This is a genomic window from Gemmatimonadaceae bacterium (assembly GCA_036003045.1).
In the GTDB taxonomy this organism is placed as follows: domain Bacteria; phylum Gemmatimonadota; class Gemmatimonadetes; order Gemmatimonadales; family Gemmatimonadaceae; genus JAQBQB01.
This window is the reverse complement of sequence record DASYSS010000091.1, coordinates 1-23,153: the sequence shown is the minus strand read 5'-3', so window position 1 is coordinate 23,153 and position 23,153 is coordinate 1. Positions and strand designations below refer to the sequence as shown.

At 65.2% G+C, this 23,153-nt stretch carries 21 protein-coding genes; 17 read left to right on the top strand and 4 right to left on the bottom strand.

Translation table 11 applies throughout. The features are described from left to right. The first annotated feature begins 61 nt into the window (after positions 1–61). From VGQ44_20395 to rpsG, 9 genes are all read left to right on the top strand, one after another. Positions 62–1,021, top strand: a complete 960-nt coding sequence (locus VGQ44_20395; protein HEV8449200.1) for an arginase family protein — start codon at positions 62–64, stop codon at positions 1,019–1,021. A gap of 427 nt (positions 1,022–1,448) precedes the next feature. Next, positions 1,449–4,520 carry a SusC/RagA family TonB-linked outer membrane protein gene (locus tag VGQ44_20390; GenBank protein HEV8449199.1) on the top strand — a complete coding sequence of 1,024 codons (3,072 nt, stop codon included), beginning with the start codon at positions 1,449–1,451 and terminating at the stop codon, positions 4,518–4,520. 11 nt (positions 4,521–4,531) lie between these two features. Beyond that, a complete protein-coding gene (locus VGQ44_20385; GenBank protein ID HEV8449198.1) occupies positions 4,532–6,124 on the top strand; it encodes a RagB/SusD family nutrient uptake outer membrane protein in 1,593 nt (530 codons plus the stop codon). A 14-nt stretch (positions 6,125–6,138) separates the two neighbouring features. After that, positions 6,139–6,945 (top strand): hypothetical protein, encoded by an 807-nt coding sequence (locus VGQ44_20380; protein HEV8449197.1) that lies wholly within the window; start codon positions 6,139–6,141, stop codon positions 6,943–6,945. Between the two features lie 110 nt (positions 6,946–7,055). Beyond that, a complete protein-coding gene (locus tag VGQ44_20375) occupies positions 7,056–8,177 on the top strand; it encodes a glycosyltransferase (GenBank protein ID HEV8449196.1) in 1,122 nt (373 codons plus the stop codon). Then, positions 8,174–9,487, top strand: a complete 1,314-nt coding sequence (locus VGQ44_20370; protein HEV8449195.1) for a 1-acyl-sn-glycerol-3-phosphate acyltransferase — start codon at positions 8,174–8,176, stop codon at positions 9,485–9,487. Before VGQ44_20375 ends, VGQ44_20370 begins: the two co-directional genes overlap by 4 nt. 30 nt (positions 9,488–9,517) lie before the next feature. Further along, positions 9,518–12,256, top strand: a complete 2,739-nt coding sequence (locus VGQ44_20365) for an ADOP family duplicated permease (GenBank protein HEV8449194.1) — start codon at positions 9,518–9,520, stop codon at positions 12,254–12,256. A 154-nt stretch (positions 12,257–12,410) separates the two neighbouring features. Next, positions 12,411–12,797 carry a 30S ribosomal protein S12 gene (rpsL, locus tag VGQ44_20360; GenBank protein ID HEV8449193.1) on the top strand — a complete coding sequence of 129 codons (387 nt, stop codon included), beginning with the start codon at positions 12,411–12,413 and terminating at the stop codon, positions 12,795–12,797. Further along, positions 12,794–13,264 (top strand): 30S ribosomal protein S7, encoded by a 471-nt coding sequence (rpsG, locus tag VGQ44_20355; protein HEV8449192.1) that lies wholly within the window; start codon positions 12,794–12,796, stop codon positions 13,262–13,264. Before rpsL ends, rpsG begins: the two co-directional genes overlap by 4 nt. A 155-nt stretch (positions 13,265–13,419) precedes the next feature. Here the strand turns inward: rpsG and VGQ44_20350 are convergent, their stop codons facing one another. The 4 genes from VGQ44_20350 to VGQ44_20335 all read right to left on the bottom strand — a co-directional run bounded on the left by VGQ44_20350 (position 13,420) and on the right by VGQ44_20335 (position 15,714). Beyond that, complete coding sequence (locus VGQ44_20350; GenBank protein ID HEV8449191.1) at positions 13,420–13,782, bottom strand: hypothetical protein; 363 nt, start codon at positions 13,780–13,782, stop codon at positions 13,420–13,422. A gap of 258 nt (positions 13,783–14,040) precedes the next feature. Then, a complete protein-coding gene (locus VGQ44_20345) occupies positions 14,041–14,202 on the bottom strand; it encodes a hypothetical protein (protein ID HEV8449190.1) in 162 nt (53 codons plus the stop codon). Positions 14,203–14,358: 156 nt separating this feature from the next. Further along, positions 14,359–14,769 (bottom strand): hypothetical protein, encoded by a 411-nt coding sequence (locus VGQ44_20340; GenBank protein HEV8449189.1) that lies wholly within the window; start codon positions 14,767–14,769, stop codon positions 14,359–14,361. Positions 14,770–14,988: 219 nt separating this feature from the next. Next, the gene (locus VGQ44_20335; GenBank protein ID HEV8449188.1) at positions 14,989–15,714 is read right to left on the bottom strand and encodes a Type 1 glutamine amidotransferase-like domain-containing protein; all 726 of its coding nucleotides are present in this window, start codon (positions 15,712–15,714) and stop codon (positions 14,989–14,991) included. Positions 15,715–16,241: 527 nt separating this feature from the next. Between VGQ44_20335 and fusA the strand changes: the two genes are divergently transcribed. From fusA to rpsS, 8 genes are all read left to right on the top strand, one after another. Continuing rightward, positions 16,242–18,338 (top strand): elongation factor G, encoded by a 2,097-nt coding sequence (gene fusA, locus VGQ44_20330; GenBank protein ID HEV8449187.1) that lies wholly within the window; start codon positions 16,242–16,244, stop codon positions 18,336–18,338. 97 nt (positions 18,339–18,435) lie between these two features. Continuing rightward, positions 18,436–19,638, top strand: coding sequence for an elongation factor Tu (gene tuf / locus VGQ44_20325; protein ID HEV8449186.1), 1,203 nt, complete (start codon positions 18,436–18,438; stop codon positions 19,636–19,638). Between the two features lie 101 nt (positions 19,639–19,739). Further along, the gene (gene rpsJ / locus VGQ44_20320; protein HEV8449185.1) at positions 19,740–20,051 is read left to right on the top strand and encodes a 30S ribosomal protein S10; all 312 of its coding nucleotides are present in this window, start codon (positions 19,740–19,742) and stop codon (positions 20,049–20,051) included. Between the two features lie 182 nt (positions 20,052–20,233). Continuing rightward, a complete protein-coding gene (rplC, locus tag VGQ44_20315) occupies positions 20,234–20,917 on the top strand; it encodes a 50S ribosomal protein L3 (protein HEV8449184.1) in 684 nt (227 codons plus the stop codon). A 16-nt stretch (positions 20,918–20,933) separates the two neighbouring features. Continuing rightward, on the top strand, positions 20,934–21,776 hold the full coding sequence (gene rplD, locus VGQ44_20310; protein HEV8449183.1) for a 50S ribosomal protein L4: 843 nt from the start codon (positions 20,934–20,936) through the stop codon (positions 21,774–21,776). A gap of 3 nt (positions 21,777–21,779) precedes the next feature. Next, positions 21,780–22,076, top strand: coding sequence for a 50S ribosomal protein L23 (locus tag VGQ44_20305; protein ID HEV8449182.1), 297 nt, complete (start codon positions 21,780–21,782; stop codon positions 22,074–22,076). Between the two features lie 19 nt (positions 22,077–22,095). Further along, positions 22,096–22,926 carry a 50S ribosomal protein L2 gene (gene rplB / locus VGQ44_20300; protein HEV8449181.1) on the top strand — a complete coding sequence of 277 codons (831 nt, stop codon included), beginning with the start codon at positions 22,096–22,098 and terminating at the stop codon, positions 22,924–22,926. 12 nt (positions 22,927–22,938) lie between these two features. Further along, the coding region (gene rpsS, locus VGQ44_20295; protein HEV8449180.1) for a 30S ribosomal protein S19 at positions 22,939–23,153 on the top strand (215 nt) is incomplete at its 3' end.

Below are 23,153 nucleotides of genomic sequence, written 5' to 3'. Positions count from 1 at the left end.
CGAGCCTTCGGGCTCGCCCCTTCTCTTGCGCCCCCCACGGCCCGCGCGTTTCTTGGGTCGCATGCGCCGCCTCGCACCCGCGCTGTGGTTCGCGCTCGTCCTTCCGATCGCGGCATCGGCTCGCGCGCAATCGGTGCGAGTCGCACTCGCCAAACAGCCGTTCTCGCCGACCGGTACGTCGGAGGGACCGAATACGATGGCGAGCGGCGGCATTCAAGACTCGCTTGCCAGGCGAGGGGTGGCCGTTCGAATCGAAGAATCGAAACTCACGGCGACGCAGGACACCGAGTACGGCGCGTGGAAGCGCCTCGGCTGGGCGCTCGGCGATTACGCGCGGATCGTCGCGAAGAACGAGCGCGACGGGTATTTCACGGTGGGACTGTACGCGACGTGTCCGTCGATGCCGGGCATGGTCGCGGGATTGGAGCATTCGGATCCGAGCGGACGCCCGCTTCGAATCGGGATGCTGTGGCTCGACGCACATCCCGACTTCAACACGCCGGAAACGACGCGCAGCGGCTCGATGGGCGGTATGCCGGTCGCCATCGCGACCGGTCGCGCGCTCGAGAATCTGCGGCTCGACGCAACGCTCGATCCGCCGTTGCGTGACGAAGACGTGGTGATGGGCGCCATTCGCCTCACGGATCCGCTAGAGCAGGGTCTCCTCGATCATTCGAAGATTCAGCAGCTATCCGTCGACGACATTCGCCGGATCACGCCCGCCGTCTGGGCGCAGTTGGATCGGCTCAACTCACAGGTCGATAAGATTTACGTTCACATCGACATGGACGTGCTCGATCCGCGAGAAGTGTCGATGCACGTGAACAAAGTGCCGGGCGGTCCGTCGAGCGAGGAATTGGCGGTGCTGTTCGAACGGATCTTCGCGCGATATCCGAAGGCGACCGCGATCGGTTTCGCAACGCTTCCGCCGAGCGATCCAGGCGGCTTGTCGATCGCGGCGCTGAATCGGATGATCCTCGGCGCGGTCAAGGGCGTGCGCGAGCGCAGCGGACCCCCATAGCCGGGGCCGCGCCTCTGCCGCGCAACCGGCGTCGTGTCAGCGACCGGGGGCGCGTTACAAAATTGTATACGTCTTGTCGCTTTTTCCCGCGTGCGGCCGCGCTTGCGTCGCATGCTCCGGTCGCAACCCGCGGTAAGGCAGAGCGTATCCAAGATCCAACGACGCGCGGTTGGCGTTGGAGTTCGCCTCGGACGAGATCTATGGGTGCGATGAAGAGTGCGATGAATTGGTTGATCAGTTCATGAATCACAAATTCGTACCGACTCGGTCTTGATACTTATGCCGGCTGGCGCCACGATTCCCCCGTCCAGCCTGAACGGAATTGGCGTCCAGCAGCTCCCACCGGTGACCCGTCGTTCATGATCGCGGCGCATCGACGCGCACGAACGGGCACCCTTCGCGACCATCCTACCTGGTACACGCGACTATGAAGAACAGAGTGCTCACGGCCTTGATGGGACTGTGCCTCTGCGCGGCGCCACTGGCGGCGCAACAGAAAACAGTCACTGGCAGAGTCACGAGTGAACAGGGAACGTCGCTCCCCGGCGTCTCCATCGTCGTGCGCGGCACAGGAGCCGGCACGACGACGAACAACGACGGCAACTACTCCGTGCGGGTGGCGGTCGGGCAGGTGCTTCAGTTCCGATCGATCGGCACCGCGCCCGAAGAACGCACGGTCGGCGATGCGAATGTCATCAACGTCCAGCTGCGCCGCGTCGCCGCGTCGCTCGACGCCATCGTCGTCACGGCGATGGGGCAGACCGCGTCACAGCGGCAGCTCGGCACCGCGCAGCAGACGGTCAGCGGCAGCGACATCGCCCAGACGCAGCGTGAGAATTTCATCAACGCGCTGGCGGGCCGTGTCGCCGGGGTCGACGTCACCAGCACATCGGGTGCGCCGGGTGCCTCGACGTCGATCGTCATCCGCGGCGTGAGCTCGATCTCGAGCACGAACCAGCCGCTGATGATCGTCGACGGCCTGCCGGTTGACAACAAGACGACCAACACCGGCAACCTGGCCTCCGACTCGCCGACGTCCGCGCTGGCGTTCAGTAACCGCAACGTCGACTTCACGAACCGCGGCGCCGACATCAATCCCGAGGACATCGAATCGCTCACGGTCCTCAAGGGCCCCGAGGCGTCGGCCCTCTACGGTATCGACGCGGCGAACGGCGCGATCGTCATCACGACGAAGCGCGGCCGCAGCGGCGGTGGGTTCGACTACAGCAACAGCTTCCGCGTCGAGCAGGTCCGCGCGAAGCCGGATATTCAAAGCGTCTACGGGCCAACCGGCACGGTCAGCATCTCGGGCGAGGGCTACGGATCGTTCACTTACTTCGGCACACCATATCCCTCCGGCACCCACACCTACAACAACATCGGCAACTTCTTCCAGACCGGGGCCACGCAGCGGCACAACCTCTCGTTCAGCGGCGGCGCGCCGGACTCGAGGCTCTCGTACCGCATCTCCGCGTCGTCGACCAAACAGCAGGGTGTCATCCCGAACACGGGGATGAACAAGATCAATCTGACGGGAGCGTCGCAGGGGCAGGTCACATCCTGGCTCATTGCGGACCTGTCGATGAACTACATCTACGAGAACAACGACCAAGCCTATAAGGGCGACGACAGTCCGCTTCTCGGCTTGCTGGTGTGGCCGGACACGAACAACGCGGCGAATTGGCTCACCCCCGCCGGCACGCGGCAGCGCATCACGGGGCTGTCGCAGTCGAACGAGGTCGACAATCCGTACTTCTCGGTGAACAAGAACAAGAGCAACGCCAAGACGAACCGCGTGGTCACGAACGCCGGCTTCACCTTCTCTCCGTTCGCGTGGGGCAACTTCAAGACCAACATCGGGGCCGACGCCTACACGAGCCAGGATCTGCTGCTGCGCCATCCCGAAAGCGCGATGAGCGGCACGGCGAACGGCATCCTCGACGTCAACGACGACATCACCCGGAACATCGCCTCGCAGACGCTCTTCAACCTCAACGAACGTCCGCTCGTGAGGGGCCTGTCGATCAGCGGCATGCTGGGCAATGAGGTGCTCGACCAGAAGTCGACGGTCGATGGTGCCGAAGGCACCAACTTCCTCGATCCGAACTTCATCTCGATCAACAACGCTCAGGCCAAGTCGGACCGCACGGTCATCACGCAGCGGCGCCTCGTGAGCGCGTTCGGGCAAGCCACCGTCAACTTCCGCGACTACCTGTATCTCTCCGCGACCGGCCGAAACGACTGGACGTCGACGATCCCTGTCGGCGCAAACTCCTTCTTCTATCCGTCGCTGTCGGGAAGCTTCATCTTCACCGACGCATTCCCGTCGCTCAAGAAGCACATGACCGGTAAGCTGCGGGCCGCAGTTGCTTCGGTTGGTCGCGACGCGCAGCCCTACTCGTATCGGACGACGCTCGAGGCCAAGCTGACCTCGTTCGGCGGATACGGCTATGGCTTCACAGGCCCGAACCCGAACCTCAAGCCCGAGTTCGCGCATTCCAGCGAATTCGGCACGGAGCTCGGCTTTCTCGACAATCGCCTCGGTATCGACGCGACGGTCTACCACAAACGCACGCAGAACCAGATCGTCCAGAACCTCCGCGAGAGCTACGGCACGGGCTTCATCCTGTTCAACCTGAATGGCGCGTCGACGGAGAACCGAGGCGTGGAGGTATCGGTTCGCGGGACGCCGATGCAGCGACGCGATTACTCGTGGGACTTCCTGGTCAACTTTGCGAAGGCAAAGGGCAAGACCGTCTCGCTGCCGAACGCGCTTCCCGAGTCGTACGTCTCGGACACGTGGTTGTACGGCAACGTTCGCAACGGCACCGAGCCTGGTCTGTCGACCATGTCGCTCACCGGGTTGTTCTATCTCCGGAACAAGAACGGACAGCTTGAGATCGATCCGACCACCGGCATTCCGGTTCGCTCGACCACCTTCATCGATCGCGGCTACGATCGTCAGCCGGACTTCACGATCGGCGTGTCGAACGACATCCGGATGAAGCGGGCGACGCTGAGCTTCCTCTTCGACGTCCGCAAGGGCGGCGACGTCTTCAACGCCACTGAGCACTATCTCACGGTCCACGGCCTCGCGACGAGCACCATCGACCGCTACACGCCGCGAATCATTCCGGGCGTGCTCCGCGACGGAAAGGAGAACAGCGCCAATCCGACGCCGAACAACATCGTGATCATCCCCGCGTACCAGACGTCCTACTACACCTCGATGAGCGAGGAGCTGTTCATCGAGAAGAACATCAACTGGCTCCGGCTCCGCGACGTGACGCTGTCGTATCTGCTTCCCGAGCGCATCGGCCACAACGCCAGCGCGTTCGTCACGGCGACGGACGTCTTCCTGTGGACGAACTACACCGGCCTCGATCCGATCGCGAACGGCAACGACGCGGCGGTCGGCGGCTCGGGCGGCGTCGGCATCGACTACGGCGATTTCCCGATTCCGCGCGGCATCAACTTCGGCTTCAAATTGAGCTTCTGAGGGCTTCCACGATGAATAGACGACAAATATCGACTACGCTCGTCGTGGGCTTCGTCGGCCTCGCGAGCGGGTGTCGGGATTATCTCAACGTCAACACGAACCCGAACGCTCCCGAGTCCGTGTCGGCGAATCTCTACCTGGCGCCGATGGAGCACTGGATGGTGACGGCGCCGCAGTTCGATGGCCGCTTCATCGGCCGATATACCCAGGAATGGTTCCTGGCGAACGGGCAGACGGCAATCAGCACGTGGGATCGAATGGGCTACGATCCCGCGAGCGACAACGGCGCCGAGCAATGGCGCGACGTGTACTGGTCGCTCGGCCAGAATCTCGTCGACATGATCAACAAGGCCGAAGCGGAGCAGCGTTGGGATCTCGCCGGCGCCGGCTACTTCATGAAGGCGTGGGGCTGGCTCGTGCTCACCGACATGCACGGCGAGATCATCGTGAAGGAAGCGATCGATCCGACGCGCTCCGCCTTCGACTATGACACGCAGGAGTACGCGTACTCGGAAGTTCTCCGCCTGCTCGGCGTCGCGATCAAGGATCTGCAGCGCACCGATGGCGCGGTCGATCAGGCCTACTTCGCCAAGACGGATCACCTGTACAACGGCGATCGGACGAAGTGGCTGAAGATGGCGTACGGGCTGCAGGGCATCGCGCTCAACCACTTCTCGAACAAGGGCACGTACAAGCCTGCCGATGTCATCGCCTCGATCAACAGCTCGTTCGCGAGCAACGCCGACGACGCGCTGTACCCGTATCCGGCGGTGGATCCGGGCGGTAACGACTACAACTTCTGGGGGCCGCGGCGCGGCAACATCAACAGTTATCGGCAGACGCAGTTCGTGGTGAACCTGATGAACGGAACGGATTTCGGCGCACTCGATCCGCGCATGAGCCGAATGCTTGCGCCGTCGCCGGACGGTCAGTTCCGCGGCGTCGACCCAACGGTGCCCGGATACGGCGCGCTGACGACGACGCAGCAGCCGAACAACTTCTTCGGGCTGCCAGGATCGGCCGGCGCCGCCGGCCAAAACAGCCGCTACATCTTCGACGATAGGTCGAAATTTCCCTTCATGACGTACTCGCAGCTGCAGTTCGTCAAAGCTGAAGCGGCGTATCGATCAGGCGACAAGGCGACGGCGCTGGCCGCGTACACGCAGGCCGTCTCATCGCACATCGACTTCGTGAATTCGCGCAACTCGGAGATCAACTCCGCCACGGCGTCCCCGATCGGCGCCGCCGAGAAGGCGGCATTCCTCGCGGATCCGCGCATCATTCCGAGCGCGGCGCAGCTCACGCTCACGCAGATCATGTCCCAGAAGTACATCGCGCAATGGGCCTGGGGACACAACGAGCTGTGGATGGACATGCGGCGATACCACTACACGGACGTCGATCCGGCGAGCAACACGCAGGTGTATCCGGGCTTCGCGCCCCCGACCTCGACGCTGCTCTATGTGGACAACGGCGGTAAGATCGCGCAGCGTATTCGGCCGCGGTACAACTCGGAATACGTATGGAACATCCCGGCCCTGAGCGCGATCGGCGGGCTTGCCCTCGATTACCACACGAAGCCCGTGTGGATCACTCAACCGTAAAATCGGGATCGGACATGAAACGATATCGATCTCTCGCGCTGGCGCTCTGCGCGGCGGCGATCGCCGCTTGCGACAAGAATGGCGTGCAGAACATCACCGCTCCCACCAGCGGCGCGGACATAAAGTTCTTCAACTTCGGTGTCGCCGCACCGGGGGTGACCTTCTACGCCAACGATCAGAAGCTCACGGCGATCAGCTCGAGCATTTGCCAGCCGCCGGCCGACACCACCACGACGTGTCGCACGGCGGGCAATGACTCGACCGCTGGTACACTCTCCGGCTCCGCGGGCTCCGGGGGACTCTATAATCAGATCGCGCCCGGGCAGTACACGCTGACCGGTAAAATCGCCGCGGTGCCCGCCAACCATCCGACGATCGCGAGTGTCACCGCGTCGCTCGCGGACGGGAAGCTCTACTCGTACTACATCAGCGGCATCTACGATCCCGTCGCAAAGACGGCCGACGCATTCGTGGTGGAGGATCCGATCCCGGCAACCATCGATCCGACGCAAGCGTACGTGCGTTTCGTGAACGCCGTCTCGAATTCGACGCCGATGACGCTCTACGCCAAGAGCACCACCAGCGGCAACGAGGCCCCGGTCGGCGCCGCGATCGCCTATAAGTCGGCTGGAACGTTCACGGCCATGCCGGGCGGCGTGTACGATTTGAACACTCGCAACACGGGCTCGGCGACCAACGTCATCACGCGCCTGGCCGTGTCGTTCATTGCGGGACGCGTCTACACCGTCACCTCGCGTGGCGACATGGTGTCGACGGTCACTGCCACCAAGCCCGCGTTGGACAATACGGCGAATCGATAGCCCCGCCCGACGCGCACACGGCAGCCGCGGCCTGGTGGACAGGTCGCGGCTGTCGGCATAGATAGGTGACGGATGCCAAAGCGCTCGCCGCCACACGCCTTGCCCGCCGAATGAAGATCGTCCATTTGCTCGCGCCCGCCCGCATCGGTGGTCTCGAGCGCGTCGTGCAAGGCCTCGCCATCGGGCAGTCGAAACGCAACGACGACGTCACGGTGCTCGCCGTCGGTGAGGAGCCGATGGCCGCCGACCATCCGTTCCGCGTTCCGCTCGATCTCGCCGGAGTGAAGATCAGCGAAGTCGTCGTGCCCCCGCGGCGCTATCGCCTCGAGCGACAGACAATATCGAATCTCCTTCGCGAGCTCGCGCCCGACGTCGTACACAGCCACGGCAGCCGCACCGACGTCGTGGATGCCGAGGCGATCCGCGGACTCGGCATTCCGACCGTTTCGACGCTCCACGGCTGGACGCGCGGTTCGCTCAAGAATCGCTTCTATGAATACGTGCACCGAAGGAGCCTACGCCGGTTCGACGCGGTGATCGCCGTCTCCGAGCCGATCGCCAGTCAGCTCACGTCGGACGGGGTCCCCGGCGACCGCGTGTACATGATTCGCAACGGGTTTTCGGCCGTCGCCGAACCGGCGCCACGCGACGACGCGCGCCGGCTGCTCGATCTGCCGCCGGATGCCCGCGTCGTCGGGTGGGTCGGCCGCCTCTCGCGCGAGAAGGGCATCGACGTCCTCGTTGAGGCGATGGGTCTCATTCGAGACGACGACATCGTCGCGTGTGTTCTGGGCGACGGCGCCGAGCGCGAGCGCGAGCAGCAGCACGCCGATCGCGTCGGTGCGCGAATCCTATGGAAGGGGATGGTTCCGATGGCGAGCCGCCTGGTCAAAGCATTCGACGTCTTCGTGCAGAGCTCGCGCACCGAAGGCACGCCGATCGCTCTCCTGGAGGCGATCGCCGCGGAGGCACCGGTCGTCGCGACCCGCGTCGGGGGCGTGCCCGACGTGGTGTCGGGCAGCGAGGCGATCCTCGTTCCGTCGGAGAATCCGGCCGCCCTTGCCGACGCGATTCGCAGAGTGTTCGCGAAGCCCGACGCCGCGGCCGAGCGCGTGCGGCGCGCGAAGCTGCGCCTGTCGAGCGAATTCAATGCCGAGACATGGCTCGACCGCCACCAGGAGATCTACGCGCGCGCCGCGGCCCAGCGCCGTCGCGCCGCCTCAGCTCCGTGACGAACGTCCAGCCGCCGGCGCGGTTGGATCGGCGCGCGGTGAGAGAACGTTTGCTGAACGACCCCGCAGTGGCGCACGCCGTGCGCGAGCACGCTGCCGCGGCGAACGTTTCCGAGACGGCGGCGTGGTCGATCGTCTCGGGCTATGTCGACGAGATCGTTCCGTTCTTCGGTGGCGCCGGGTTTCACCGCCTGGGATACCACGCGGCCGGACGCCTGCTCGGCCTCTTCTACAAGGTCACGCTCGAGCACGAGACCGGCGAGCCGCTCGCCCGCGACGCCGTCGCGGTCTACCTGATCAATCACCGGTCGAACGCCGACTACGTGCTCGTCAGCTACGCGCTTGCCGGGCGCGTGGCGCTCTCGTATGCGGTCGGCGAATGGGCTCGCGCATTTCCGCTCGAGCACATCTTCAAGGCATTCGGCTCGTACTTCGTGCGGCGGCGATACCGCGAACCGCTCTACCACGCGGTCCTCGAGCGCTACGTGCAGCTCGCCGCGCGTGACGGCGTGACGCAAGGGATCTTTCTCGAGGGCGGCCTGACGCGCGACGGGACGCTCAAGCCGCCCAAGATCGGACTCCTCGACTATGTCCTCGGCCTCGCGCGCGATCCGTCGTTCCGTTCGCGAATCAACGTCGTGCCCGTCGCCGTCAACTACGATCGTGTGCTCGAGGATCGCTCGCTGCTGCGTGAGTTGGCGTCGTCGGAAGGGCGAGAGCGCCCGGGCCGAATCGCGCAGATGGGCGAGGTGTCGCGCTACGTGACGTGGAACGTGACGCGTCTCGCGCTTCGCCGATGGCAGCGCTACGGGCGGGCCGCGGTCACCATCGGCCGTCCGATGCCGCTCGAGCCGTGGTTCGCGGCCAATCCGGATCTCTTCGACTTGCCGAAGGTCGAACGCCGCGCTCGCGTCCAGTCCCTCTGCGACACCGTCATGTCGCGCATCGGCGAGTTGATTCCGGTGACGCCGGTGCCGCTTGCCTGCGCGGCCATCCAGAGTCTCGATCGCGACTTTCTGCCGAGGGCCGCGCTCCTCGACCGAATGGCCGACCTGCGCGACGTGCTGCTCGAGCTGAACGCGCGGGTCATCCGCCACGACCGCGACATCGCGGAAACGTTCGACCGCGCGTGGCGAATGCTGAAAATGCGCCGCGTCCTCGCCGAGACGAACGACGGCTTCGCGGTGCTGCCGCGGGGCCGGGAGCTGATCAGCTACTACGCGAACAGCATCGCCCACCTGCTGGGTCCGTTCACGGCCGCGGTGCGGGCGCGCGACGCGCTGCCCCTGGTTCATTCCCTCAACACTTGATTGAATCGCACCGGCGGCGTACACTGAGGCATGCCGACTCCCGTATGGCGGCGGTATCTCCGGTTCTGGCGCCCAGACGTCCGCGCCGACATCGACGACGAATTGCGCTTTCATCTCAGCGAGCGCGTCGAGGAATTGACCCTGGCCGGTGCGTCGCCGGATGACGCCAGGCGGCAAGCGATCGCCGAATTGGGTGATTTGAAATCGGTCGCCGCCGCGCTGCGCGAGATCGACGAGCGCGTTCAACGGTCGCGAGGCTCTACGGAGTGGCTCGACCGCATCGTCCGCGACGTGCGTTACGCGCTGCGCGGGTTTCGCCGTACGCCGGTGGTGACCGCGACGATCGTGATCACCCTCGCGCTTGGCGTCGGGGCGAACGTCGCCGTCTTGTCGCTCGCCGACCGATTGTTCGTTCGTCCGCCGGACGGAATCACTCGGGCCGCCGAGCTCCGCCGCATCTACACACGATCGACCTGGACGGCGGGCGGCGTCCCCGCGATCAAGTCGGAGATCGGCTATCCACAGTTCGGCGTCGTCGCGGCGTCGATGAGCGCGAACGCGCGGGTCACGGCGTACACACCGCCGGACTCGGTGGTCGTCGGTCGAGGGGACGATCGCTCGGTCGTCTTGGGCTCCTACGTCGACGCATCGTTCTTCCCGGTACTCGGTGTCGCGATCGAGCGCGGGCGATCATTCGCGCCGAACGAAGTCAGATTCGGCAGCCGGACGCTCGTAGCCGTGATCAGCGACGGTTACTGGAGGAATCACTTCGGCGGCGACAACGACATCGTCGGGCGCGAAGCGTGGTTCGATCGACAGCGCTACACGATCATCGGCGTCGCCGGCGGCGGGTTTCGCGGAGCGGATTTGAACGCGACGGACGTTTGGCTTCCGATCTCCAACGTCCCTGACGATTTCCCACAGAATCCGTGGTACGTGAGTTGGCGTCGTTCGCCAGCTGTGCGCGTCGTTGCTCGACTGTCGTCCGGCACACCGGATGCGGCGCTCGCCGCGGCCGCCACCGCTGCGTTCCGCCACGGCGAGTTGGAGAACGCGCCGGAACATCCGGACACGGCCACTGTGCTCATCGGGCCGATTCTCGAGTCACTCGGTCCGAGCATTCGGCCCAAGACCGAAGTCGCGATCGTTTCCCGATTGCTCGGCGTCGCACTCGTGCTGTTGCTCGTCGCGTGCGCGAACGTCGCGAATCTGTTGCTCGCTCGAGCCGTGTCGCGTCGGCGCGAGGTGGCTGTGCGACTTGCTCTCGGCGTGTCGCGCGCGCGATTGATCATGCAACTGCTCGTCGAGAGCGTGACGCTGTCGCTCATGGCTGGGGTGATCGCCGCGACCGTCGGCTTGTGGAGCGGATCGGCGCTGACGCGTCTCATCCTTCCCGATCGACAGCTTGCCGGCGGCGCGCTCGATTGGCGAACCGCGAGCGCCACCTTCGTCGTCTCGATACTCACCGGAGTCGTCGCCGGGATTGCCCCGGCGCTGCACGCGCGGAGGTCGGATCTCGCGCGTGCGCTCAAGGCGGGCGCGCGCGACCGGGCGGTGGCCGCCTCGCGACTTCGCCCCGCGTTCGTCGTCGCGCAGACGGCGCTGTCGCTCGTGCTGATCGTCGGCGCCGGGCTGTTCGCGAAGAGCCTGCGAGACGTGAAGGGAATCGACGTCGGCTACGACGTCGACCGCCTCGCCTTCGGGACCGTGTTCTTCGTCAACGACATGACGAACTCCATCGACTACTTCAACGAGAGCCATCGCGCAGAGAAAGCCGCCGGTTTGCAAACCGCCCTCGACCAGATGGCGCGCGCACCAGGAGTGGAGAGCGTGGCGCTGACGACGCACCCGCCCCTCGGCGGATACGCCGGGCTCAGGCTGTTCACGGACTCGGGCGCGGTTCCACTCGTCAACGACCGCGAGGGAACCGCGATCGCGGCCACATCGTCTTTTTACGCGACGAGTGGTCTCGAGTTGAGACGCGGCCGATGGTTCGGCGACGCCGACGACGCCGGTTCGGAACCAGTTGTCGTGGTGAGTGAGACGGCGGCGAGAGCCTACTGGCCCGGACGAGAGGCGCTCGGGCAATGCCTGCGCTTCATCAAGCCGACGAATCCGTGCACGCGGGTCATCGGCGTCACGAAGGACTCGCATCTCAACAGGCTCATCGAAGGCGCCGCCGCCGAAGCGTTCTTGCTCGTGTCGCAGCAAACGGGCTTCTTCGGACGGCCGGCGTACCTGTTGGTCCGCGCGGCTCCCGGCCAGGTCGCGCAAGTGACGATGAAGCTGCGATCGGTACTCCGAACGGTTTTTCCGACGGCGGAGCCGCCGTACGTGCGGACTGTCTCGTCGCTGGTCGAGCCGGAGTTGCGGCCGTGGCGCCTCGGTGCGGCGCTGTTCGCCGTCTTCGGCGGCCTGGCATTGCTGGTCGCGGCGATCGGCGTGTACAGCGCGATGGCCTATTCCGTCAACGAGCGCATCGGCGAGCTCGGGATCCGGGCCGCGCTCGGCGCGTCGGGAGCGAACATCCTCCGATTGATCGTCGGCGACGCGGCGCGGATGGTCGGAGCTGGAATCGTTTGTGGTTTGGCGATGTCGCTCGCGGCAGGCCGACTTGTGTCGACGCTGCTCTACGCGACTTCGCCCCGCGACCCGCTCGTGCTCGGCGTTGGGGCCGGCGTGTTGGCGCTCCTCGCGATTGGCTCGAGCGCTGTCCCCGCCTGGCGCGCGGCTCGCGCCGACCCGATGTCGGCGCTGAGGGCGGACTGAGCGGAGTGGGAGGGCGGGCGTATCCGTCGTCCGGATAACGGATTACGACTGGACAGCCGGACCAGCCTAGTCTACGTTTACCAGTCTCCCCCGGCTAATCCTGGCCGGCGGGAAGCGCAGCCACGGGGTTATCCCGTCTCGAATTAAGGATTTCATGCCGACGATCAATCAGCTAGTTCGCCGTAGCCGAGGCGACGTCTCGAAGAAAGAGAAGTCGCCCGCGCTCAAGTCCAATCCGTTCCGTCGTGGCGTGTGCACGCGCGTGTACACGACGACGCCCAAGAAGCCGAACTCCGCGCTCCGCAAAGTCGCCAAGGTTCGCCTGACGAACGGCTTCGAAGTCATCGCCTACATCCCCGGCGAAGGCCACAACCTGCAAGAGCATTCGATCGTGCTCGTGCGCGGCGGCCGCGTGAAGGATCTGCCGGGCGTGCGCTATCACATCGTGCGCGGTTCGCTCGACGCGTCCGGCGTGAACGGCCGCAACCAGAGCCGCTCGAAGTACGGCACCAAGAAGCCCAAGGGCGGAGGTAAGAAGTGAGCCGTCGCAAAGGATCAGTGAAGCGTCCGGTGCTCGCCGACGCTCGCTACGACAGCCAGACCGTTTCGAAGTTCATCAACGCGATGATGCTGCAGGGCAAAAAGTCGACGGCCGAACGCATCTTCTACGGCGCGATGGACCTCGTTGAAGCGCGCACGAGCCAGCCCGGCGTGAACATTTTCAAGCAGGCGCTGTCGAACATCAAGCCGGTCGTCGAAGTGAAGAGCCGCCGCGTCGGCGGCGCGACGTACCAAGTGCCGGTGGAAGTGCGCCCCGAGCGACGCACCGCGCTCGCCATGCGGTGGCTCATCTCGTTCTCGCGCGACCGCAACGAGAAGTCGATGCCCGAAAAGCTCGCCGCCGAGATCATCGCCGCCTCGAAGGGCGAAGGCAACGCGATCAAGAAGAAGGAAGACACGCATCGCATGGCCGATGCGAACAAGGCCTTCGCGCACTATCGCTGGTAGACTCGCGGGACCGCCGGGCGGCGTTCCTTGGGTGTTCGCCGCGAAGCCGAAAGGCTCGTGACCCCGCGCCGTCGGGCGCGAAAAAAGCCCTCCGCCGATGTTCCGGCGGAGGGCTTCGTGCTTCCGGATTCTATTCAGCGATCTGCGTGGTGCGGTCACTGATAGGACTTGGTGCCGGACTTCGTCGAGTGACCCGACTTGTGGTGACTCGCGTTACTCGAGCTCACGGGGTGCTTCGACGAGCGCGCGCCGTTCTTCGAGGACTTCGACGGCTTGCGCATCAGCGACTTGCTGACGCTGCCGGGCTCCGTCTTCGTCTTTCCTTTGGCGGCCTTCATCTGGTTGTGCTGCTGCTTGTGCGCGCCCTGCTTCGTGGCCTTCTTGTGATGGCCATTGCCCGGCTGCTGCATGTGCTGCTCGGTGTTGGGCGGCTTCTTCACTTCCTGGGCGTGCATCGAGCCGGCGGTTCCCATCAGGCCAGCGAGCGCGCCCGCTATGAGCAGGTTGTGAATACGCATAGATACTCCAGCGTCTCATCCGATACTTCTACTTCGCGTCGCGGCTTTGTCCGCGCCGCGAGCCTTGCACATGCTCAAAGTGCAAGACGCGGGCACACCATCCGGCGCGCACCGACCCGACCGTGGGAACCATATGCCCACGCGTCGATTGCGCGGGCGATCGCGAACACCGCCCGGCTACCTGAGCGCACAAAGAAACCAATCGCGCGCGTCGCCGAACCCTGATCGAGTCACGACGGTCTCGGCGACCAGCGGCGACTACTGCAAATGTTCCGCGGCGAAGCGGCGCCCGGCGTACATCCCGATCCCCGTGCCGACCATGCTCAGCATGAAGGCCGCGAAGACTCCCGCGTATGCGCCGAGCCACCAGCCGATCGAGCCGCCGAGCGTCGCGCCGGCGAAGATCATGAGCTTTGTCATGTCTGTTAGATGATTCGACCGCCGAGCGCGTCACTCGGCTGAGGCGGGCACGGATGGGAACTTCGCGTTCGACGGGTTCACCGACAGGGCGCCGCGGACAGCAAAAACCCTCCGCGCCGCGCACGGAGGGTTTCGCGTCCCTGCGTTTCGTTCCGGCTACAACGGTTTCTTTACAGCGGCCTTGGTCGAGTCGCCGGTTTTCTGCAGCGTGTGGTGCGCGCTCGCCTTGGTCGACTTCAGGCCGTGCTTCGCCGAACGCGCGACCGATTTACCGGTCCGGCTCACCGACTGCGCGGCGTTCCCGACCGTGCCGCCCACTTTGTGAATTCCCGTCACTTCGCCGGTCGCGGTCTTCGTCTTGTTGCCGGCCGTTCTCAGGGCCTGGTGGGTCGCGCTGCCGGCTTTCTTCACGTCCCTCTTGACCGCGTTGCCGGTCTTCTTGAGCGTGTGGTGCACCGCGGCGCCCGCTTTCTTGACCGAGCTCGTGGTGTCCTGGGCTCGCGCCGAGCTCGCCGTGAAGGCAAGGCCCGCGATCGCGCCCGCTATGAGTAATGTATGAATTCGCATGGAAGCATCTCCGGTCGTTGGGTCCGTTCCGTGGTGGCCGCGTCGCGAGCGACCTTCAGTGCCACGAGGACTCGTTGGAGTCCTGTCGATGGGACCAAAGTGCAAGAGGCGCGCACGAGAACGCCGGCCCCAGCCGGCGAATGCCGCAAAGATTTTGACGAGCTCGACCAGGCGGCCGGTCGGTAAACCGCTATGCCATTGTCGAACGCCGCACCAAGCTCAGCGCGTTCCCCGACCGCCGAGGAAATCAGTCGAAAGCGGCTTCTCGGTTACGGCCTGGCCGACGCGCGTCACGCGGTAGGCCTTCGCGTTCGGCCGTGAGCTGACGATGCGGCGCAGCTTCCGTCCGACGAAATGCAGCGCCGCACCGTCGTCGGCGGCGTAGCCGGCCGGCAGCGCGCCACGACGGACGAGGGCGTGGTACGCCGGACGTCGCTCCGCCTCTCCGTCGTAGTGGGGACAGTGGCTGCCGCGGATCCAGCCGAGCGCATGCACCGGCGCCAGCCGCGGACCGAACGAATCGCTCACGCCCGATTCGAACCAGCAGAGTGAGCCGGCGCTGACGCCGGCGAATACCTTTCCGCGCCGCCATTCGCGGGCGAGCTGCCGATGGAGTCCCCATTCGCGCCAAATGAGGAGGAGATTCCGGGTGCTCCCGCCTCCCACGTAGAAGACGTCCTGCCGGGGGACGATCCGGGCGATGTCGGGCGGCGGAGTCACGAACATGGGCAGGTGCGTCGGCTCGCACGCCTGTTGGCTGAAGGCGACGTAGAACTTTTCGACGTACGAGGCCGCGTCGCCGCTGGCCGAGCCGAGGAAGCAGATCCGCGGCTTGGAGCGCCGCGCCTGCGCGAGCACGTAGTCGTCGAGCAGCGTGTTGCCGGGTTCCATGGAGAACCCGCCGCCGCCCATGGCGATCACGTGGCCTTTCGGAGAGGGTGGCATCTAGCACGATAGGCAGGGAGGCCAGGGGGCCGGTAGGCCGGTACTTCACGCGGCGCCTGTCCCGGCGACAAGTCCGCGGTCGCGCGCCGGCCCACCGGCAGTGTCCACCCGTTGACACAAGGCAAAACCCCGATAACTTCAAAGGGCTCCGGGTTTTGGCGCTCTAATGGGCCAACCGCGAGCGACGTCTTCGGCGAACTGCGCGCCGACTTATGGGCCTGCATGACGCAGGGGTCTGCTCCGGCTGACGCGCTCGAGTGAGTGCAACGGCTCCCGAAAAGAAACGCAGGACAATCTGACGTTCATCCCGAGTTGCGAGCGGCGTGATCACACGCGCCGGCGCGACGGACGGTTCGGGACGGGCGCGCCTTGGGTCCCCACTCGCGCGGCAGCGGCGAGCGCACCCGGCGACTGCGGATGGATACCGCCCTCTCGAGGGGTCCGGTCCACCCGCGTTTTTGCTGGCGGCAACCGCACGACGAGATACAGCACGACCACTGAATTCGACTTCGCTGAACTGACTTCATATGGCCCGCGAAACACCGCTCGACCACTATCGCAATATCGGCATCATGGCCCACATCGATGCCGGTAAGACGACCACGACCGAGCGCATCCTCTACTATACCGGCAAGGCGCACAAGATCGGCGAGGTGCACGAAGGCACCGCGACGATGGATTGGATGGAACAGGAGCAGGAGCGCGGCATCACGATCACGTCCGCCGCGACCACCGCGTTCTGGACGCGCAACGGCATCGAGTACCGCATCAACATCATCGACACGCCGGGACACGTCGACTTCACCGTCGAAGTCGAGCGCTCGCTTCGCGTGCTCGATGGCGCCGTCACGCTCCTCGATTCCGTCGCCGGCGTCGAGCCGCAGACGGAGACCGTGTGGCGCCAGGCCGACCGCTACGGCGTGCCGCGCATCATCTTCGCCAACAAGATGGACAGGGTCGGCGCGGACTTTGATCGGTGTATGACCATGATTCGGGATCGCCTGTCGAAGGACGCGTATCCCCTTCAGCTGCCGGTCGGTTCGGGTGAACTGTTCACGGGCCACATCGATCTCATCGAACGCAAGCAGTACATCTTCGACGAGGAGTCGCTCGGCAAGAAGTTCACCGTCGTCGACATTCCCGCCGAGTATCGCGAGGCCGCCGAGCTGGCGCGCCACGACCTGATCGACCACGCGGTCGCCAACGACGACAGCGTGATGGAGAAGTACCTGAACGGCGAAGAGCTGACCTGCGACGAAATTCGCAGCGCGATCCGCAAGGCGACGGTGACGGGCAAGATGATCCCCGTGCTCTGCGGCGCCTCGTTCAAGAACAAGGGCGTCCAGGCGCTGCTCGACGCGGTGATCGACTACCTCCCCGCGCCGGTCGACGTCAAGGCGATCGAGGGACATCTCCCGCATCACGACGAGCACCACGCGGAGCGTCCGGTTTCCGACGAGGCTCCGTTCGCGGCGCTCGCGTTCAAAATCGCGACCGATCCGTTCGTCGGAAAACTGACGTTCTTCCGCGTGTACTCGGGCGTGCTCGAGTCGGGCTCGTACGTCTACAACTCGACGAAGGACAAGCGCGAGCGCGTCGGGCGTCTGTTGCAGATGCACGCCAACAAGCGCGAGGAGATCGAGGAAGTGCGCGCCGGCGACATCGCCGCCGCGATCGGCCTCCGCGACACGCGCACGGGCGACACGATGTGCGACGATGATCATCCGATCATCCTCGAGGCGATGAAGTTCCCGAACCCCGTCATCGACGTCGCCATCGAGCCGAAGACGAAGGCGGATCAGGACAAGCTGTCGATCGCGCTGGCGAAGTTGTCGGAGGAAGACCCGACGTTCCGCGTCCACACGGACGAGGAGACCGCGCAGACGATCATCTCCGGGATGGGCGAGCTGCACCTCGAGATCATCGTCGATCGCATGCAGCGCGAGTTCAAGGTCGACGCGAACATCGGGCGGCCGCAGGTCGCGTTCCGCGAGACGATCCGCAAGCGCGTCGAGAAGGTCGAAGGGAAGTTCATCCGGCAGTCGGGCGGCAAGGGCCAGTACGGCCACGTGGTCATCAACATGGAGCCGTCGGAGCCGGGCGCGGGCTTTCTGTTCGAGGACAAGATCGTGGGCGGCGTGATTCCTCGCGAATACATCGCCCCGGTCGAGCAGGGCATCAAGGAAGCGCTCGAGAACGGAGTGCTTGCGGGCTATCCGATGGTCGACGTGAAGGTCGAGCTCGTGTACGGCTCGTACCACGACGTCGACTCGAGCGAAATGGCGTTCAAGATCGCCGGCTCGATGGCGTACAAAGAGGCCGCGAAGCGCGCTCATCCGGTGCTCCTCGAGCCGCTGATGAACGTCGAGGTGGTGACGCCGGATGCCTTCATGGGCGACGTGCTGGGCGACCTCTCGTCGCGCCGGGGCAAGATCGGCGGCATGACGCAGCGGGGTGAAGCGCAGGTGATCGCCGCGACGGTGCCCCTCGAGGAGATGTTCGGGTACTCCACACGGCTGCGCTCGATGTCGCAGGGACGCGCGGTGTACTCGATGGAATTCGCGCACTATGATGAAGTGCCGAAGAGCAAGGCCGAAGAGATCGTGGCGAAGGTGAAGGCGTAAGAGGTCGCCGGTCACAGGTCACCGGTCACCGTACACCGCGGAGACCGGATACCGGCGACCGGAGACCAGATACCTCAATCCAATAGGGATCAGTTCAATGGCAAAGGCAAAGTTCGAGCGGACAAAGCCGCACGTGAACGTCGGCACCATCGGCCACGTTGACCACGGCAAGACGACCCTGACGGCGGCGCTCACGAAGGTGTCGGCGGACAAGGGCTACGGCACGAAGTACGTCGCGTACGACGAAGTGGCGAAGGCGTCGGAATCGCAGGGCCGTCGCGACGCGACGAAGATTCTGACCATCGCGACGTCGCACGTGGAGTATGAGACGCCGAACCGTCACTACGCCCACGTCGACTGCCCGGGCCACGCCGACTACGTGAAGAACATGATCACGGGTGCGGCGCAGATGGACGGCGCGATCCTCGTGGTGAGCGCGGTCGACGGCCCGATGCCGCAGACGCGCGAGCACATCCTGCTCGCCCGCCAGGTCAACGTGCCGCAGATCGTCGTCTTCCTCAACAAGTGCGACCTCGTCGACGACGCCGAGCTGCTCGACCTCGTCGAGCTCGAGGTGCGCGAGCTGTTGAGCAAGTACGACTACGCCGGCGACGAAGCCCCGGTCATCCGCGGCTCGGCGAGCGGCGCGATCAGCGGCGACGCCAATTGGGTCGGCAAGATCGAGGAGCTCTACAACGCCCTCGACACGTACATCCCGCAGCCGGTGCGCGAAGTCGACAAGCCGTTCCTGCTCCCGGTCGAGGACGTGTTCTCGATCACGGGCCGCGGCACGGTGGCGACGGGCCGCATCGACCGCGGCAAGATCAAGGTCGGCGAGGAAGTCGCGCTCGTCGGCTTCGGCTCGACGAAGAAGTCGGTCGTCACGGGCGTCGAGATGTTCCGCAAGCTGCTCGACGACGGCCAGGCGGGCGACAACGTCGGTCTGCTTCTGCGCGGCGTCGACAAGAAGGAAATCGAGCGCGGCATGGTGCTCGCCAAGCCCGGCTCGATCACGCCGCACACGAAGTTCGAGGCCGAGGTCTACGTGCTGACCAAGGACGAGGGCGGCCGCCACACGCCGTTCTTCAAGGGCTACCGCCCGCAGTTCTACTTCCGCACGACGGACGTGACGGGTTCGATCGAGTTGCCTGGCGGCACGGAGATGGTCATGCCGGGCGACAACATCCAGATGATGATCGAGCTGATCACGCCGATCGCCATGGAAGAGCAGGTCCGGTTCGCGATCCGTGAAGGCGGACGCACGGTCGGCGCCGGTGTTGTCACGAAGATCTTGGCGTAAGGCGGTCACGGGTCACCGGTCTCCGGGAACTGACAGCCGTCAGACCCGGTGACCGGAAACCGGTGACCTGAGACCGAGAAAGTTTCTCAACAGAGATCCCAATTATGGCTGGCCGTATCCGAATTCGTCTAAAAGCCTTCGACCACGCCGTCATCGATCAGGCGTCGGCGGACATCGTGCGGACGGCGGAGAAGACGGGCGCGCAGGTGTCGGGCCCGATTCCGCTTCCGACCAAGACGCAGCGGTGGACGGTCCTCCGTTCGCCGCACGTCGACAAGAAGTCGCGCGAACAGTTCGAGCTCAAGACGCACAAGCGCGTGATCGACATCCTCGATTCGCGCGCCCAGACGGTGGACGCGTTGACGAAGCTGGATCTGCCGGCCGGCGTCGATGTCGAAATCAAGGTGGAGTAGAGAGCGCACTAATCGAGGACTGGTTGACTGAATGGCACTCTAGGTCACTGGTCACAGGTCTCCGGTCTCCGGGAACACCCCGGTGACCTGTGACCGGAGACCGGAGACCTCAGCAGCCAGCCCCATAGTCCAACTGCCATTAGGCTACGCGGCCGGCAGTGACTCCGAGGAATTCCATTTCTATGATTGGCATCGTAGGCAAAAAGCTGGGCATGACCCAGATCTTCAACGAGGCGGGGCAGCAGATCCCGGTGACGGTGATCGAGGCGCCGCCGAATCCGGTCGTCGCGGTCACGGACCCGGCGAAGGCCGGGTACTCGTCCGTGCAGCTCGGCCTGGGCGCGTCGCGCCTGCGTCGCGCGTCGAAGCGAGGCGAGGGCGCGCCGAAGGGACATCGGGCGACGCTCGCTGCCGTCGGCCACGCCAAGAAGGCGGGGCTCGAGGCGCCGCCGCGCGTGCTGCGCTCCGTGCGGCTCGATGAGCCGGGGAACGCCAAGGCGGAAATCCCATCGTACACCGTCGGCGACACGATCAAGGTCGACGTGTTCGCGGTCGGCGACACGGTGAAGGTCACCGGAACGTCGAGGGGACACGGCTTCCAGGGCATCGTGAAGCGCCACGGCGCCGGCGGTGGTCCGAACACGCACGGCAACACGAAGCACCGCCGTCCCGGATCGGTCGGACCCGGCACGGATCCGTCGCGCGTCATCAAGGGCAAACGGATGCCGGGCCACTACGGCGACGAGCGCCACACTCAGACGCACCTTCGCGTCGAGAAGATCGATGCCGAGCGCAACCTGATCTACGTCCGCGGGTCCGTCGCCGGAAAGCCCGGCGGTGTCGTGGTCGTGCGCAAGCTGAGCTAGGCTCTAGAGAACTCTCATGGCTGATACCACGACCGAAACCTCATTCCGGGCCAACGCCTACAGCGCCCGCGGCACGGCGCGCGATTCGATCGCGCTCCCCGGCGAGCTGTTCGACGGCACCGTGAACATGCCGGTGATGCACCAGGCGGTGAAGGCGTTTCTCGCCAACCAGCGCCAGGGCAACGCGGCGACGAAGATCCGCAAGTACGTCGTCGGCGGAAACCAGAAGCCCTGGAAGCAGAAGGGCACAGGCCGCGCGCGCCAAGGCTCGACCCGCGCCCCGCACTGGGTCGGCGGCGGCACGGTCTTCGGGCCGATTCCGCGCAGCTACGCGCAGTACGTGCCGCGCCAAGTGCGCGCGCTCGCCCGCAAGAGCGCCCTCAACGCCCGCGCGCGCGAGAACGCCATCTTCATCATCGACCGCTTCGAGTACGATTCGCCGAAGACGTCGCGCCTCAAGGCGCTCATCGACAAGCTCGGCGTCGGTGAGCAGAAGGCGCTGATCCTGACGAATGGCTCGAAGCCGAACGTGTTCCTCAGCGGACGCAATCTGCCGATGGTGCACGTGATGCCCTACGCCGACGTCTCGACGTACCACCTGCTCTGGTCCGACGTGGTGTTGATCGAGTCGGACGCGATCGGCCATCCGCTCACCCCGCTCGCCGAGCGTGACGCCGCGGACGCCAAGCACTCGGCGCCGTCGCGGGCGACGAAGTCGAAATCCCCGGCGAAGAAGACGGCGAAAGCCGCGCCGAGGGCGAAGGCCGCCGCGAAGAAGTCTCCCGCCAAGGGAGGGGCCGCGAAGAAGTCGGCGGCCGCGCGCTCGAAGCCGCGCACCTCAAAGAAGAAGGGGAAGTAACCGATGCCCACCGTCCATCGCACCATCGTGCGGCCGCTGATCACCGAGAAGACGTCGGCGGCCTATCAGAATCGCGGCGAATATGCGTTCGAGGTGCACCGCGAAGCCACCAAGACGCAAATCCGCGCGGCCATCGAAGAGCTGTTCGGCGTGAAGGTCACGAACATCTGGACGATGAACGTGCGCGGCAAAGAGAAGCGCGTAGGCGCGACCCGCAACGTGGGCCGACGCCCGAACTGGAAGAAGGCGATCGTGACGCTCCGCGAGGGCGACAAGATCGAGCCCTTCTTCGAAGCCTGAGCAGCGAGCACACGAACCAATGCCAATTCGTCAATTCAAGCCGGTCACGAAAGGCACGCGATTCCGCTCGGTGTCGGATTTCTCCGAGCTGAGCTCCGTCGAGCCGGAAAAGTCGCTGCTCGAGCCGCTCAAGAAGAGCGGTGGGCGCGACAACCACGGCCACATCGCGATGCGTCGCCGCGGCGGCGGGCACAAGCGCCAGTACCGCATCATCGATTTCAAGCGCAACAAGCACGGCATGCCGGGGACGATCTCGACGATCGAGTACGATCCGAACCGGTCGGCGCGCATCGCGCTCGTCACGTACAGCGACGGCGAGAAACGCTACATCCTGCACCCGAAAGGGCTGGCCGTCGGCGACACGATCATGTCGGGGCCGGGCGCGGACATCCGCACCGGCAATACGCTGCCGCTCTCCGAGATGCCGCTCGGCACCGCGGTGCACAACATCGAGCTGAAGATCGGCAAGGGCGGACAGCTCTGCCGGTCGGCGGGGATGTCGGCGCAGGTGGTCGCGAAGGAAGGCGAGTACGTCACGCTGCGCATGCCGTCGACGGAAATGCGGCTCGTGCACGCGCGCTGCCTGGCGACGATCGGCGTCGTCGGCAACGAAGAGCACGAGCTCGTGTCGTGGGGCAAGGCGGGCAAGACGCGGTGGAAGGGACGCCGTCCGAAAGTCCGCGGCGAAGTCATGAACCCGGTGGATCACCCGCACGGCGGCCGCACACGCGGCGGCCGCAACGTCGTGAGCCCCTGGGGCAAGAAGGAAGGCGTCAAGACGCGCAACAAGAAGAAATCGTCGCAGCGCCTCATCGTCCGCGGCCGCAAGCGCGGCAAAGCGACTCAATAAGGTATCGATCCTATGGGACGTAGCGTAAAGAAGGGTCCATTCGTTCAAGAGGCGCTGACCAAAAAGGTCGACGCGCTCAATTCCAGGAACGAGAAGCGCGTGATCAAGACCTGGTCGCGGGCGAGCACCGTGCTGCCGGAGTTCGTCGGCCACACGTTCGCCGTGCACAACGGGAACAAGTTCATCCCGGTGTACGTGACCGAGAACATGGTCGGCCACAAGCTCGG